16 protein-coding genes and 1 tRNA gene are annotated in these 15275 nt (G+C 45.3%); 14 read left to right on the forward strand and 3 right to left on the reverse strand.

The window, feature by feature from the left end; all coding sequences use genetic code 11:
• Positions 1 to 4: 4 nt before the first annotated feature.
• Positions 5 to 958: a squalene synthase HpnC gene (gene hpnC / locus FG11_RS04205; protein ID WP_235276334.1), complete on the reverse strand. Its 954-nt coding sequence runs from the start codon at positions 956 to 958 to the stop codon at positions 5 to 7.
• 37 nt (positions 959 to 995) lie between these two features.
• Here hpnC and FG11_RS04210 point away from each other — a divergent pair, with 37 nt between their 5' ends.
• The 5 genes from FG11_RS04210 (at position 996) to FG11_RS04230 (ending at position 3177) form a co-directional block, all read left to right on the forward strand.
• A complete protein-coding gene (locus tag FG11_RS04210) occupies positions 996 to 1736 on the forward strand; it encodes an S-methyl-5'-thioinosine phosphorylase (protein ID WP_047533337.1) in 741 nt (246 codons plus the stop codon).
• 6 nt (positions 1737 to 1742) lie between these two features.
• The gene (gene def, locus FG11_RS04215) at positions 1743 to 2276 is read left to right on the forward strand and encodes a peptide deformylase (protein ID WP_047533339.1); all 534 of its coding nucleotides are present in this window, start codon (positions 1743 to 1745) and stop codon (positions 2274 to 2276) included.
• Positions 2277 to 2394: 118 nt separating this feature from the next.
• Positions 2395 to 2484: transfer RNA gene (locus FG11_RS04220), tRNA-Ser, on the forward strand.
• 65 nt (positions 2485 to 2549) lie between these two features.
• Positions 2550 to 2825 carry a cupin domain-containing protein gene (locus tag FG11_RS04225; protein WP_020181847.1) on the forward strand — a complete coding sequence of 92 codons (276 nt, stop codon included), beginning with the start codon at positions 2550 to 2552 and terminating at the stop codon, positions 2823 to 2825.
• Positions 2826 to 2904: 79 nt separating this feature from the next.
• Positions 2905 to 3177: a cupin domain-containing protein gene (locus FG11_RS04230; RefSeq protein ID WP_020181848.1), complete on the forward strand. Its 273-nt coding sequence runs from the start codon at positions 2905 to 2907 to the stop codon at positions 3175 to 3177.
• A gap of 39 nt (positions 3178 to 3216) precedes the next feature.
• Here FG11_RS04230 and FG11_RS04235 read toward each other — a convergent pair whose 3' ends face one another.
• Positions 3217 to 5778, reverse strand: coding sequence for a [protein-PII] uridylyltransferase (locus tag FG11_RS04235; RefSeq protein WP_047533341.1), 2562 nt, complete (start codon positions 5776 to 5778; stop codon positions 3217 to 3219).
• On the reverse strand, positions 5779 to 6669 hold the full coding sequence (gene map, locus FG11_RS04240) for a type I methionyl aminopeptidase (protein ID WP_268747041.1): 891 nt from the start codon (positions 6667 to 6669) through the stop codon (positions 5779 to 5781).
• 58 nt (positions 6670 to 6727) lie between these two features.
• Between map and FG11_RS04245 the strand changes: the two genes are divergently transcribed.
• The 9 genes from FG11_RS04245 (at position 6728) to rseP (ending at position 15274) form a co-directional block, all read left to right on the forward strand.
• On the forward strand, positions 6728 to 7570 hold the full coding sequence (locus FG11_RS04245; protein WP_020181851.1) for an HDOD domain-containing protein: 843 nt from the start codon (positions 6728 to 6730) through the stop codon (positions 7568 to 7570).
• 222 nt (positions 7571 to 7792) lie between these two features.
• Entirely contained in the window at positions 7793 to 8542 is a 750-nt protein-coding gene (rpsB, locus tag FG11_RS04250; protein ID WP_020181852.1) for a 30S ribosomal protein S2, read from the forward strand.
• Between the two features lie 94 nt (positions 8543 to 8636).
• The gene (gene tsf, locus FG11_RS04255; protein WP_020181853.1) at positions 8637 to 9512 is read left to right on the forward strand and encodes a translation elongation factor Ts; all 876 of its coding nucleotides are present in this window, start codon (positions 8637 to 8639) and stop codon (positions 9510 to 9512) included.
• Positions 9513 to 9679: 167 nt separating this feature from the next.
• Positions 9680 to 10396 carry a UMP kinase gene (gene pyrH / locus FG11_RS04260; protein ID WP_020181854.1) on the forward strand — a complete coding sequence of 239 codons (717 nt, stop codon included), beginning with the start codon at positions 9680 to 9682 and terminating at the stop codon, positions 10394 to 10396.
• A 50-nt stretch (positions 10397 to 10446) separates the two neighbouring features.
• Entirely contained in the window at positions 10447 to 11004 is a 558-nt protein-coding gene (gene frr, locus FG11_RS04265; protein ID WP_020181855.1) for a ribosome recycling factor, read from the forward strand.
• Between the two features lie 68 nt (positions 11005 to 11072).
• Positions 11073 to 11837, forward strand: coding sequence for an isoprenyl transferase (locus tag FG11_RS04270; protein WP_047533343.1), 765 nt, complete (start codon positions 11073 to 11075; stop codon positions 11835 to 11837).
• A complete protein-coding gene (locus FG11_RS04275) occupies positions 11830 to 12648 on the forward strand; it encodes a phosphatidate cytidylyltransferase (RefSeq protein ID WP_047533346.1) in 819 nt (272 codons plus the stop codon). The genes FG11_RS04270 and FG11_RS04275 overlap by 8 nt, the downstream gene beginning before the upstream one ends.
• Before the next feature lie 35 nt (positions 12649 to 12683).
• Positions 12684 to 13883, forward strand: coding sequence for a 1-deoxy-D-xylulose-5-phosphate reductoisomerase (gene ispC, locus FG11_RS04280; protein ID WP_047533347.1), 1200 nt, complete (start codon positions 12684 to 12686; stop codon positions 13881 to 13883).
• On the forward strand, positions 13880 to 15274 hold the full coding sequence (gene rseP, locus FG11_RS04285; RefSeq protein ID WP_047533350.1) for an RIP metalloprotease RseP: 1395 nt from the start codon (positions 13880 to 13882) through the stop codon (positions 15272 to 15274). The genes ispC and rseP overlap by 4 nt, the downstream gene beginning before the upstream one ends.
• Position 15275: the final 1 nt, after the last annotated feature.

Below are 15275 nucleotides of genomic sequence, written 5' to 3' on the forward strand. Positions count from 1 at the left end.
GGTGTTATCGTTGGACCAGTGCTTTTAGCAAAATGATAACCCAATCCCCCATATTTAATTGAGGGCGATGATAAAAAATATCGCCATTGCACGCTTTTAATTTGCTGATGATACGTTCACCGCCGGCGATGATCATGCGTAATTCAAGGCCTAAGCGCCCGGGCAATTGTTTGCCTAAAGGTTTGCCACGTGTTAATAATTGTTCGGCACGGCCAATGTTCATTTGCATGAAAGATTGCCATTGGGCATTGACCTGTTTGTCCGCAATACTTGATTCGTCAATACCTGCAGCTTGCATCTCGTCTTGGCATAAATAAATGCGGCGCTTACCTTCATTTTTATCAAAGTCGATTGCAATATCCTGATAAAAGTTGATGAGTTGTAACGCGGTACAAATGTCATCTGATTGTTGTAGCTTCTCGGGTGTGGCTTGGCCATATAAATGCATTAGCAGATTGCCCACTGGGTTAGCCGAGCGCTGGCAATAATCAATGACCTCAGTAAAATTGGCATAACGTGTTTTGGTGACGTCTTGACTAAAAGCATCCAGCAGATCGAAAAAAGGCTTGAGTGGTAAACGGTGCGTTTGGATTGTTTGCTGTAACGCGATAAAGAAATCAGTATTGGGATGAATATAGGCCTGTATCAGCTCTAGCTCATCTCTAAAGCGTTGCAGGTTCTCTAATCGTTGTGCTGGGGCAATGTCCCCTTCATCAGCAAAGTCATCGGCCTGACGAGCAAAGCTGTAAATCATCGCAACCGCCGCGCGATAACGCTTGGGTAATAACACGGATGCCACTGGAAAGTTCTCATAATGCTGCTGCGCATGCTGTAAGCTTGCTTGCGCAATGGCCGAGTGTTGGTGTAAGGGTGCAGGTGTATGAGGGTTGGCGTTCATGAGGCGTAAAGTATGCCATAAATTAATCGTCGCCTCAGCATGCACTACTATTAAGTGCATACGTTACAATAATCAAAATTATCGAAAGAAGGCAGTTATGTTAGGAATCATTGGTGGAACAGGCTTAACCGAGCTGGCCAATTTAAATATTCATCGGCGCCTGATTGCGCGTACGCCCTATGGCGAGCCATCACAACCGTTGGTATTTGGTGATGTAGATGGCGTAGAAGTGGTGTTTCTTGCTAGGCACGGCGGTGGGCATACCATACCGCCACATGCGGTGAATTACCGCGCCAATATTTGGGCATTACATTCTGTAGGTGTATGCGAGTTATTGGCCGTAGCTACAGTAGGCGGTATCCATTTGCAGCTGCGTCCGGCAGACATCGTGCTACCGAATCAAATCATTGATTACACCCACGGCCGTAGAAATACCTACCACGATGGCATTGAATTGCCAGTAAAGCACATTGATTTTACCGAACCATATTCCGCAGAAATGCGTCAAAAATGTTTACGCGCAGCACAAAACATTGCACAACCGTTAATTGAAGAAGGGGTGTATGCCTGTGTGCAGGGGCCGCGCTTAGAGACTGCCGCTGAGATTAATCGATTGGAGCGGGATGGTGCCACCATTGTCGGTATGACTGGCATGCCAGAGGCTGCGCTGGCACGTGAGCTAGGCGTGGCATATGCCGCAGTATGCCCTGTGGCCAATTATGCTGCTGGACGTGGAGATAGCGTGAATGGCATTCAGTTCGAAGGCGTCATCCCACTGCTGAATCAAACCATGTTGAAAGTCATGCGTCTCATTGAACAAATTGCCAAGGAGCGATAAGTCAATATGGCTATTAGAACTGTGCTTAGAATGGGTGACCCGATACTGCTGCAAAAAGCAGCTGCGGTCACGCAATTTGACACGCCAGAGCTGCATGCGTTGATTCAAGACATGCAAGATACCATGGCGCATATGAATGGCGCAGGCATTGCTGCGCCACAAATTGGTGTGAGTTTACGTGTAGTGATTTTCGGCGTGGGTAGTAACCCACGTTATCCGGATGCTGAACAGGTGCCCTATACGGTGTTGATTAATCCAGCACTTACTCCGGTAGGTGGCGAGCAAGAGGATGGTTGGGAAGGGTGCTTGTCTGTTCCAGGCTTTAGAGGGGTGGTGCCTAGGTACGAACGCCTACATTACACCGGGTTTGATCAATACGGAAACAGTATCGATCGGTTGGTTTCAGGTTTTCATGCGCGCGTAGTGCAACACGAGTGTGACCACTTGGATGGTATTTTGTACCCCATGCGCATTCAAGATTTAACAAAATTTGGCTTTACTGACGTACTTTTTCCAAATCAGGATATTCAAGACGACTAATTCTTTGCTATAATGCCGTCTTTCGCGGAAGGGCGGTAGCACGCAAGGTTGTAATATGTGCATGCTGCGGTCTTCAGACTGTCTAATCAATAGTCTAAAAAGCGATAATGTTTTATTTGGAAGAGTGGCAGAGCGGTTTAATGCTACAGTCTTGAAAACTGTCGAGGGTTCACGCCCTCCGTGAGTTCGAATCTCACCTCTTCCGCCATATTTTACGATGCCGCTTGCTAGCGGCATTTTCATTTAACGGTTAAGTTAGGTAAAGGATTTAACATGAGTCAAATTATTATCGATCACAATCCATCTCAAGAAAAATTGAAAGAGCTAGGCGTTTCTAGCTGGTCTATCTGGGATTGCGAGCCATCAAAATTCCCACTGGATTTCAGCATGACTGAAAGCGCTTATGTGTTAGAAGGAGAATTCCACGTGACACCACAAGGTGGCGAAAAAGTGGTCATTAAAGCCGGTGATTTTGTTGTATTCCCAAAAGGTTTGAAATCACAATGGGAAGTAGTGAAAACATTGAAAAAACACTACAAACATTCTTAATTGCAATTGTGTGTTGAAAGCATAAAATAAGCCTTGAGATTTCAAGGCTTTTTTATTTCTACCATGAGGGGAGTGAAGCATGGCAACAATACATGTAGAAAAACCGGATCAAGCAAAACTAGATGCGTTGGGCGTGTCTCGCTGGCCTATTTGGACGAAGGAAGTGTCTACGTTTCCATGGTCCTATAGCTCGAAGGAAGTCGCTTACATTTTGCAGGGTGAAGTGACGGTAACACCAACAAATGGCGCGCCTGTGAGTTTTGGCGTAGGAGATTTAGTCACATTTGAAGCGGGATTAGACTGCACTTGGCACGTCAAGCAGCCGCTTAAAAAACACTATCATTTTGAGTGACTGCTACATGGCTAGCACTGAAGTGGTTGTTGAGCTTGATTACAGTTGTGAGAACGCAGCTTCTAAGTTTTTGATGGCTTCAACGTTGAGTTTTTTACCATGTGGGGCAGAGATCAAGAAGTGATCCTCAACACGATTGCCCAATGTGTTGATGTTTGCGTTACGCAACTCAATATGGCAACTTAAAAGAATCTGTGCCATTTGCGCCAACAAACCCGGCCGGTCATTGGCAATGATTTCCAGTTGATGGTACTGGTTGTGGCTATCGGAAAAAATTTGCACCTGCGTATTGATCGGCATGTGTTTGACTTGCCGGTTCATCCTACCCTGAATCGGCTTCTCTAGCATGCCATTTTGAATGAGTTCTGCGGTTAATGTGGCCTCGATATGATTTAACAAACCACTGTAACTTACTTGTTTAGTGGATTGTTCTAAAACAATAAAATTGTCTAATGCATATCCGTGTTGCGTAGTAAAAATTTTGGCCTGCGCAATGTTGTAGTGCATGCTATCGAAGAAGTGGCAAATGCGCGCAAAAATATCATTGCGGTCTTTTGCATAGATCATTACTTGAATGCCGTCACCTTTCGGGCTTAATCTGGCCCGTACAATGGGCACCAACGTGTTCTTATGTGGCATCAATAAGCGGCTTTGCCATGCAATTTCATCACTATCAAACCGGGTAAAGTATTGCTCACCAAAACTTTCCCAAAGTGGGGCAGCAGAACTTTGAGAGAGATTAAAACTCGCCAGCTTTTTGCTGACTTCTTGTTTACGTATCTCAATTTGCGTTAAAGAGTCTTTGTGCTCTGCGCGTAGTATGTGAGTGGTTGAAAAGTACAGACTTTCAAGCAGTCGCGCTTTCCATGCATTCCAAACTACTGGGCTGGTGCCACGGATATCGGCAACCGTAAGCAAATATAGCGCGGTCAGTCGGTATTCGTCTTTCACAAATTGTGCAAACTGCTCAATCACTTTAGGGTCAGATAAATCAGACTTTTGTGCCGTGCTGGACATTTTTAAGTGGGCTTGTACCAGCCACGCCACGAGCTCTGTTTCGGCTTTTTGCAGGCCATGTAACTTACAAAAGCGTCTGGCATCTATGGTGCCTAAATCCGAATGGTCTCCACCACGTCCTTTGGCGATGTCATGAAATAGAGCGGCGAGATAGAGCAGATAAGGCTTGTCAAAATGCGCGAATAATTTGCTGCACAGTGGAAACTCATGTGCTAACTCTGGTTTGGCAAAGCGACGTAAATTACGTAACACATTTAAGATGTGCTCATCCACCGTATACACATGAAATAAATCATGTTGCATTTGCCCGATGATTTTGCCAAACACAGGAATATATTGCCCTAACACGCCATAGCGATTCATGTTACGCAAGGCACGGTTGACGCCATCTGGCTGCGATAGGATTTCCAGAAACAGCGCTTTGTGCACGCTGGATTGTCGAAAATCGTGGTTGATCGATTTTTTAACCCGTTGTAACTCACGGATCAGGTCGGCGCCAAACCCTTGGATGCTCTGATGCTGCTGCAGCAGTAAAAAGCTCTCAAAAATAGCAGCAGGGTTAAGCTGGAAAATATGGGCAATATTGGCATGGAGTAATCCATGCTGCACATAAAAATGACGATTGATTTCTGTGATGCGGGCAGGCGAGTTCGCTAAGTTTTCTTGAAATGTTTTAAGCAAAATCTCATTCATTAAACTGATGTATTTAACGCTTTGGTAATAGCGGTGCATCAGCTGCTCGCTGGCGCGTTTATGTGGCGTGGTGACAAAGCCTAAATCAGCAGCCAACTCATTCTGAAAATCAAATAATAAGCGGTCTTCTCTGCGTTTTGCTAAGTAATGCAAGCGTACGCGTAGCGTTTGTAAGTTAAGTTCATGCCGCTTAATTTGACGCAGTTCTTTGTCAGAGATGATGTTATTTTTGCGTAGTTCTGCCCATGTTTTGCCCCAGCCTTGGCTTTGCGCAATCCATAGAATCATATTTAAATCACGTAATCCGCCTGGGCTTTCTTTTAAATTCGGCTCCAAGTTATAAGCGGTATCATTAAATTTTGCGTGACGGTTTTGTTGTTCTTTTAATTTCTTTTCCAGGAAAGAGGCGGGGGCCAAGGTGTTATTCACCTCTACCTGAAATAATTGAAACTGCTTTTGTGGGCCGATAATCAGGCGCGATTCAATTAAGTTAGTCAGAATCGTGACATCGCGCTGCGCTTCCTCCAAGCATTCGGCATGGGTGCGCACGCTATGCCCAACGTTTAAACCAATATCCCACAAAATGCCAATTAAACTTTCAATCTTTGCTTGCTGATCTTGTTCAGTATCTTCTGGCTGCAAAATCAGCAAATCAATATCTGAGTATGGGAAAAGCGTTTGACGCCCATAGCCACCGACGGCAATCAGGCAGATGTCTGGGTGAAGCTGAAGCTGCTGCCACACCTCTGCCAGTAGATGATCAATGCTGTGGCTGAGTTTTTTGAGTAAACGGGGCGTGTTCTGGTGGCTAAAAAATTGCGATTCTAAGTTGGCATGCTCAGTCTTTAGTGACTGACGCCAATTTAAAACGGCTTCTTTGCTTGCTGTCATTTAGGCAGGCAGAGGGCTAGCCGGAGAGCCGGCAGAAACCGTGAGTACTTCATACCCGGTTTCGGTCACAAGCACCGTGTGTTCCCATTGCGCAGATAGGCTGCGATCTTTGGTGACAATAGTCCAGCCATCCGGCAATTGTTTAATGTCGCGCTTGCCAGCATTAATCATAGGCTCAATGGTAAAAATCATGCCTGCCTGTAGCTTTAAGCCGGCACCGGGGCGCCCATAATGCAGCACTTGTGGCTCGGTGTGGAATTTCTTTCCGATGCCGTGCCCGCAGAACTCGCGGACGACACTAAATCCATTTTTCTCGGCAAAACTTTGTATGGCGTAACCAATGTCGCCCAAAGTCGCTTGTGGTTTTACTTGCTGAATACCTAGCCACATAGCCTGATAGGTTAAATCGCATAAACGCTTGGCTTGGATTGAGGTCTCGCCAATCTGAAACATACGGCTGGTGTCACCGTGGTAGCCATTTTTAATCACGGTAATATCAATATTCACAATGTCACCATTTTTCAGCACTTTGTCGCCAGGTACGCCGTGGCAAATCTGATGGTTGACCGAGGTGCAAATTGATTTTGGATATGGTGTGTGACCATCTGGCGCATAGTTGAGTGGTGCCGGAATCGCTTGTTGTACGTTGACGATGTAATCATGGCAAAGCTGATCCAGCTTTTCGGTGGTGACACCGTGTACAACAAAGGGAGTAATATAGTCTAGGACTTCTGAGGCAAGTTTGCCGGCAATCCGCATCTGTGCGATGTCTTCAGCATTGTTAATTGTAATAGCCATGATCGATAAAAAATGATTAATCAACACACATTTTAACATGAGCAAGTTTAAGTAACGCCATTTAATAAAATAGCCGGTAAAAACACGTTTAATCGTGCAATCTGACTATCAGCGTCTCGGGTACCCTATTAGGCGAACATAGGAGATGTGTATGAATACACTTGAGCAAGCGTTAAGCAGCAGCACGGTAGCTGACTGGATTGCGTTTTTTCAAACCGCTGATATTCCGGTACTAAGACAAACCGCTAGAGATATCGCTACCCTGAAAGCCGACGAAGACAATACTAGCGCACGTGATATTACGCTAGCTGTACTAAAAGATCCCATGATGGTGTTTAAGGTACTTACTTATGCACAACGCCATAAAGGTCGGCAGCAATTACAAGACTTGGTGCAGGTGGAGCAGGCTGTGATTATGCTGGGCACCAGCACGTTTTTTAATCATATTTTGCCCGAGCCAACTGTAGAATCAGTCATTGGTACGCGAGTGATTGCGCTCACTCATTTGCTAAAGCTCATTAAGCGTGCGCATCGCGCATCGCACTATGCAATTGAATGGGCTGCCTATTTAAAAGACTTGCATGCTGAAGATGTACGCCTAGCCGCACTATTGCGTGATTTGGCAGAAATGTTGATGTGGTGTTTCGCGCCGGAGAAAATGCTTGAAATTCATCAAAAGCAGCAGCAGGATCGGCAATTGCGTAGCACGGATGTGCAACTACAGGTGCTGACATTTAAGTTGATGGACCTGCAAAAATCGCTGGTGGAGGCGTTTGGTTTACCACCATTGCTGACGGAGTTGATGGATGAAGATAAAGCTGACGCGCAACGTGTGAAGAACGTACGCTTAGCAGTCAATTTGGCGCGACATACTGCCAACGGTTGGGATGATGCAGCGCTGCCGGACGATTACAAAGAGATTGCCGATTTGCTCCATGTGGACGTGAGTCGTGTGATGCATTTAATTGGTGCGCCCAACGTATCTGCCGAATAGTCATTGGCAGCAGATTTTAGCGTGATTTACGTAATCTAAAACTAGCAAATTCAATTGCTTAGTGGTAATATTCTGCCTTCGCATTTCAATAGAAATGTGTTTTTAAATCTACACACAGCCTAATCTAGGGTGCCTAAACATAACGAGTGGTATTTAACTGCTTGATTTTGAGGGTGTTTTTAGCGTTGTGTGAATTCATAACCCTTTGAGAGTGAGAATAGTATGTCAGTAACCATGCGTCAAATGCTAGAGGCCGGTGTTCACTTTGGCCATCAAACCCGTTATTGGAATCCAAAAATGGCCGAGTACATTTTTGGTGATCGTAACAAAATTCATATCGTTAACCTTGAAAAAACATTGCCAATGTTTGAAGATGCACTTAAATATGTGCGTACATTGGCAGCTAACAAAGGTCGTATTTTATTCGTTGGTACAAAACGTCAAGCACGTGACATCGTAAAAGAAGAAGCTGCGCGTGCAGGTTGTGCATATGTGAACCACCGTTGGTTAGGTGGTATGTTAACTAACTTCAAAACAGTGAAGCAATCTATTAAACGCTTGACTGACTACGAAGCGATGTTGCAAGACGGTAGCTTGGAAAAATTTGGTAAAAAAGAAGCTTTAGGCTATAAGCGTGAAGTGGAGAAGTTAGAGCGCTCTATCGGTGGTATTAAAGAGATGGGTGGCTTGCCAGATGCGATTTTTATCATTGACGTAGGTCATGAGAGCGGTGCGATTACTGAAGCGCAAAAATTGGGCATTCCGGTGATTGGCGTTGTGGATACAAATAACTCACCTGATGGCGTGACTTACATTATTCCTGGCAATGATGACTCAAGCCGTGCGATTCGTTTATATGCACGTGGTATTGCGGATGCAGTATTAGAAGGCCGTGCTAACGCGATTACAGAGATCATTAAATCAGCAAAAGAAGAAGAGTTTGTTGAAGTAGCTGAAGCAGCTGCGGAGTAATTGCTTTTTAATCAAAAGGGGCGCATAGCCCCTTTTTGTATTCTCAAATAATGAATATAAACATTGAATCATCAATTTAGATTAGGAGTTTAAGATGGCTGAGATTACCGCAGGTATGGTAAAAGAATTGCGTGAGCGTACAGATGCGCCCATGATGGATTGCAAAAAAGCATTGACTGAAGCTGAAGGCGATATGACGCGTGCTGAAGAAATTTTGCGCGTACGTTTTGGTAACAAAGCCAGCAAAGCTGCTGGCCGCGTTGCAGCTGAAGGTACGGTAGGTATTAATATCAGCGCTGATGGCAAAACAGGCACATTGATTGAAGTGAACTCTGAAACAGACTTCTGTGCAAAAAATGAAGATTTCTTGAAATTTGTGGCTGAGCTTGCACAAGTGGTTAATAGCAATAGCCCAGCCAATATTGAGGCGGTAGCTACTTTACCTATGCGCGGCGCAACAGCTGAAGAAGCGCGTGCACAATTGGTGGGTAAAATTGGCGAGAACATCACGCCACGTCGTTTTGTGCGTACGGAAGCACAAGGTAAATTAATCAGCTACGTGCATGGCAGCAAAATTGGCGTGTTGGTGGATTTGGTGGGCGGTGATGAAGCCTTGGGTAAAGACATTGCGATGCACATTGCTGCTGCAAAACCAAAATCATTGGATGCGTCAGGTGTGGATGCAGCGTTGATCGAGACAGAGCGTCGTGTTGCGATTGAAAAAGCAAAAGAAGCCGGCAAACCAGAAGCGATGCTAGAGAAAATTGCAGACGGTACAGTGCAGAAATTCCTGAAAGAAGTGACATTATTGAGTCAAACATTTGTTAAAGATGATAAATTGTCGATCGAACAATTGTTGAAATCCAAAAATGCTTCAGTGGCTTCTTTCACTATGTATACTGTAGGTGAAGGCATTGAAAAAGCAGTAGTGGACTACGCTGCTGAGGTGGCTGCTGCAGCTAAGGTGTAATTAAAAGCATTGTAGCGCTACTGTTTGTTTGGTGGTGTTAAAGAGGTGAGTTTGACTAACGTCAAGCTCACTTTTTTTTGGCTTGCAGCACCTAATCACCGCTTAAAAGTTTAGGCAAACAAGGTGGTTTGTGATTAAATAAGCAAAATTTTAAATTAAGGAATAATATGGATAAACCTGCCTTTAAGCGCATTTTACTTAAACTTTCAGGCGAGGCTTTGATGGGGGATGATGCCTATGGAATCAACCGCATCACCATTGCGGCAATTGTTGCGCAAGTCAAAGAAGTGGTGGATTTGGGCGTAGAAGTAGGTGTAGTCATTGGTGGCGGTAATATCTTTCGTGGTGTAGCGCCAGCAGCCAGCGGTATGGATAGAGCGACAGCCGACTATATGGGCATGCTGGCCACTGTAATGAATGCATTGGCATTGCAAGATGCCATGAAGCATGCGGGCATTCCAGCACGCGTACAAAGTGCGTTGAATATTGAAGCAGTGGCTGAGCCCTATATTCGCGGCAAAGCCATTCGCTATTTAGAAGAAGGGCGCGTAGTCATTTTTGGTGCTGGTACCGGCAACCCCTTCTTTACCACCGATACCGCTGCAGCGTTGCGCGGCATGGAAATTGATGCAGAAATCGTGTTAAAAGCGACTAAGGTCGATGGTATTTACACGGATGATCCGAAGAAAAATCCAGACGCAAAACGCTACGAGACAGTCACCTTTGATGAGGCGATTCAAAAAAACCTTAAAGTGATGGATGCGACAGCATTGACGTTGTGTCGTGATCAAAAGATGCCAATCTCAGTATTTAGTATTTTTAAACCAGGCGCTTTAAAGCGCGTGGTGATGGGTGAAAATGAAGGCACACGCGTAGTACTTTAATAGTGCTTTAATATGCAATAGTGCGTTAAGAAAATTGTTGGAGTAATGACATGTTAGATGATGTAAAAAAATCTGCTGAGCAGAAGATGCAAAAGTCGATTGAGGCTTTAAAAAACGATTTGGCCAAAGTGCGTACTGGTCGTGCACATACCGGTTTGTTGGATCACGTGATGGTGGAGTACTATGGATCTATGGTGGCCGTGAACCAAGTAGCCAATGTGAATCTGGGCGATGCGCGTACGATTAACGTACAGCCTTACGAAAAAAACATGATGGCCAAAGTGGAAAAAGCCATTCGTGATTGTGATTTGGGCTTGAATCCGGCGACTAATGGCGATGTGATTCGTGTGCCGATGCCAATGCTCACCGAAGAGCGCCGCCGTGATTTGACTAAAATCGTACGTACCGAAGGTGAAAATGCCAAAGTGGCGATTCGCAATGTGCGTCGTGATGCAAATGATGCCTTGAAAAAGTTGGTAAAAGATAAAGCCATTTCAGAAGATGATGAACGTCGCGCACAGGATGAAGTGCAAAAGATGACGGATAAATCGGTGATTGAAGTGGATAAACTGCTGCAAGTGAAAGAAGCAGATTTGATGGCAGTATAACCACCGCCATCATTGTTATAGTTGCATAAAGCATTTATGCCAAAAGCTAATTAATCAGGGTTAAATAATTGGGTTTTTTCTCAAGCAGCACACAAACCATTCCTATTAGTGGAGACATTCCTAATCATGTAGCCGTGATTATGGATGGTAATGGGCGTTGGGCGCGTAAGCGCTTTCTGCCGAGAGTTGCCGGCCATAAGCGCGGTGTAGAAACCGTACGCACGTTAGTAAAAAAATGTGCTGAACTGAATGTAAAGTACCTCACCTTATTTGCGTTTAGCAGTGAAAACTGGCGTAGACCAGAAGAAGAGGTCTCATTTTTGATGGGGCTGTTTATGGATGCGCTCAAGCGTGAAGTGGTCAAATTACATGACAATAATATTCGTTTGATTTTAATCGGGGATAGCGCAAAGTTTGGTAGCGGATTGATTGAGCAGATTCGTGTCGCAGAGCAGCTCACCGCGAATAACACAGGCCTTACGCTGACCATTGCGGCCAACTATGGTGGGCGTTGGGATATTCTGCAAGCAGTGAATAAGATGCAGCTTGCGCATCCTGAAAAGGCAGGGCAATTTGTTGAAAGTGATATTGCTGAAGCACTCTCCATGCATTATGCACCAGAGCCAGATTTATTTATCCGTACTGGCGGTGAGACGCGTATTTCTAACTTCCTGCTTTGGCAATTGGCATATACCGAGTTCTATTTCACAGACGTGCTGTGGCCAGACTTTGACGACCAGGCATTTCTTCAGGCAGTGCAATCCTATCAGCAACGTGAGCGTCGTTTTGGGCGCACTAGCGAGCAGTTAACAAGTAGTTCGGTCGATGCTTAAAACCCGCATTTTGACAGCATTGGCACTGCTTGCCTGTTTCATTCCGGCACTTTTTTATTTAGACGATGTCATTTGGTCTTGGCTGATGCTGGTATTGACGCTATTGGCATTAAATGAATGGGCGCAATTAATTGGTCTGAATGTCAATCAAACCCGCCTTTATCTACTCACATCATTGATTTTAGCGTCATTTGCAATTTGGCAGATGACACTTAACTTTCATTTGTTTTTCTTTCATGCTTTAACCGTATTCGCAGTTGCTGCGCTATTTTGGGTAGTGTTGGTGCCTATCTGGCTAGCCAAAGGCTTGGTTTGCCGAAACAAAATCATTAATGTAGGGATTGGCTGGCTATTATTAGGTAGCCTGTGGATGGCCTTGGTTTGCGCAAAGAGAGTGGATCCGTGGTTGTTGCTGATTATTATCTCGACCATCTGGATTGCGGATAGCGCGGCTTATTTTGCGGGTAAACGGTTTGGCAAACACAAGCTGGCACCCAGCATTAGTCCTGGTAAAACTTGGGAAGGTGTCCTCGGTGCGCTTGCTGCGGTGAGTTTGTTTGCGTTGTTGCTCATCTTGTCTAACGCGCACCAGCCTTGGGTTATCTTGCCCGGACTGTGGGTTGTGGCTGTGTTGGGGGTGTACGGTGATTTGTTTGAGTCCATGTTTAAACGGCAAGCCAACATCAAAGACAGTGGGCAGCTTTTACCTGGGCACGGCGGTATTTTGGATAGGATTGATGGCGTGATACCTGCATTACCCATCGCTATTTTAATGCTCTATATTTACCATTACGTGCAAGCAATGGTATAAGTACGGTCAGATTCATTTCTTACGCGGATTTTAGATTGCAAAACGTCACCATACTTGGCAGCACAGGCACTATCGGACAGCAAACACTCGACGTGATTGCGCGTCATCCTGCACGTTTTAATGCCTTTGCACTGGCAGCTAACAATAACGTAGATAGTTTGTTTAAGCAGTGTCTTCAGTTCAAACCACGCTATGCAGTGCTGTTAGAAGAGCAAGCGGCGCATCAACTCACGCAACGCTTACGCGAAGCTAATTCCTTGACTGAGGTCTTGGTAGGCATGCAAGGGCTGGAGTTTGTGTCCAGCTGCGATGATGTGCAGGTCGTCATGGCGGCGATTGTGGGTGCTGCCGGACTGAAACCTGCAATGGCCGCAGCCAATGCTGGTAAGCGTATCTTACTGGCGAATAAAGAAACATTAGTGATGGCGGGCAGCTTGTTTATGCAAGCGGTCAAACAAGGCGGTGCAACATTATTGCCTATTGATAGTGAGCATAATGCTATCTTTCAGGTGATGCCACCAGTATCACATGCCCATTTGCAAGAAGGTGGCGTGCGCAAGGTTATTTTGACGGCTTCTGGTGGCCCGTTTAGAAACTACAGCCAAGCACAATTAAAACAAGTCACTACTGAGCTGGCGTTAAAACACCCCAATTGGGTGATGGGTGCAAAGATCACCATAGACTCAGCAACCCTGATGAATAAAGGGCTGGAAGTGATTGAGGCACATTGGTTGTTTAATGCACAGCCGGAACAAATTGAAGTGGTGGTGCATCCACAAAGTGTGATTCACTCTATGGTGGAATATGTAGATGGCAGTGTGCTGGCACAGTTGGGGAATCCTGATATGCGCACGCCGATTGCTTACGCACTGGGATACCCTGAGCGTATTGAGGCTGGTGTCAAGTCTTTGAATTTGATAGAAATTGCGCAGCTACAATTTGAGAAACCGGACATGGAACGTTTCCCTTGTCTGCGTCTAGCGTATGACGCGCTCAAATTGGGTGGTACCGCTTCAACCATTCTAAATGCTGCAAATGAAATTGCCGTTGCAGCATTTTTGCAGAAATCATTACATTTTTTAGAGCTCCCACAATTAATTTCAGACGCGCTGATGGCTATTCCTACCGAGGCAGTGAGTAGTTTGGAGCAATTGATTGAAGTGGATGCGCGCGCTAGAGCGTATGCGCGAAATTGGTTGGCTAACCATGCCAATGTTGAGGTGTTAAGCGCATGATGACTGTATTAGCATTCATTGTCACTATTGGTTTGTTGGTGACAATCCACGAATATGGACACTATCAAGTCGCACGTTGGTGTGGCATACGTGTATTACGTTTTTCTATTGGCTTCGGCAAGCCGTTGTGGAAAACAACCCTAGGTAAAGACCGTACAGAGTTCATTTTGGCAGCCATTCCATTGGGTGGTTACGTCAAAATGTTGGATGAACGTGAGCTCCAACAAGAGCAGGCAGACCCTCAATTACGCGGACGCGTTCCTCAGTATTCTGAACAGGAGTTGGCAAACGCATTCAATCGTAAATCAGTATATCAGCGCATGGCCGTGGTATTGGCAGGCCCTGCGGCCAATTTATTGTTGGCGGTGATTTTATATTGGGGCTTGTTTTTATTAGGTGTCACAGGTATCAGGCCCATCGTGGGCGAAGTGCAGGCAGATAGTTTGGCTAGTCAGGCTAGTTTGAAAAAGGGTGATGTCATCCAAAAAGTGGATGGTCAGCCAGTGAAAACTTGGCAAGATGCTCGGTGGGTACTGTTAAACGCTTCTCTTGAAAAGAGTGCGGTGGAAATAGAGACATTAGATGCTGGCAATGCTTTGCATCTCACAACACTCAGTTTTGATGGTGTTAACAATAATGCGGAAGAAGATATCTTACATAAGTTAGGCATGGACATGACTAAGCCTGATGTACCGGCCGTGATAGGCGAGCTGTTGCCGTCATCTGTGGCAGTGGCTGCTGGGTTTCAAGTGGGCGATCAGATTGTTGCTTTGGATCATATCGCGGTGAAAAACTGGGAAAGTGTGGTCAGCTACGTCAAAGAAAGCCCCAATAAGCAGATTCAATTTGAGGTGTTGAGGCATCAGCAATCTATTCGTATTAATGCGACGCCAGAAGCGATCACGGAGAATGGTAGTACAGTAGGGCGTTTGGGGGCAAGTGTTAAGGTTGATAAGCAAGCGTTGGAAAACCTGCTCGTTGAGGTGAACTATTCCGTGCTGGAGAGTCTACAAAAGGCAGTAGAGAAAACTTGGGATACCTCGGTGTTTAGCCTCAAGATGCTTGCCAATATGGTGACTGGTAAAGTGTCTTGGAAGGGCATCAGCGGCCCGGTAAGTATTGCCAGTTTTGCCGGAGAAAGTGCAAGTTTGGGTATTAAAGTGTTTTTGGGCTTTTTAGCGCTGGTAAGCATTAGTATTGGTGTGCTCAACCTTTTGCCGATACCTGTGCTGGATGGCGGGCATTTGATGTATTATATCGTAGAAATTTTTAAAGGGTCGCCTGTCTCCGAACAGGTGATGATGATGGGTCAGAAAATTGGTCTTGGGGTACTAGGCCTTTTGATGATGGTCGCAATCTTTAACGATATCAATCGTTTTATGATTGGTTAAT

Origin of the sequence: Methylotenera sp. N17, from assembly GCF_000799155.1 — a bacterium.
In the GTDB taxonomy this organism is placed as follows: Bacteria; Pseudomonadota; Gammaproteobacteria; order Burkholderiales; family Methylophilaceae; genus Methylophilus.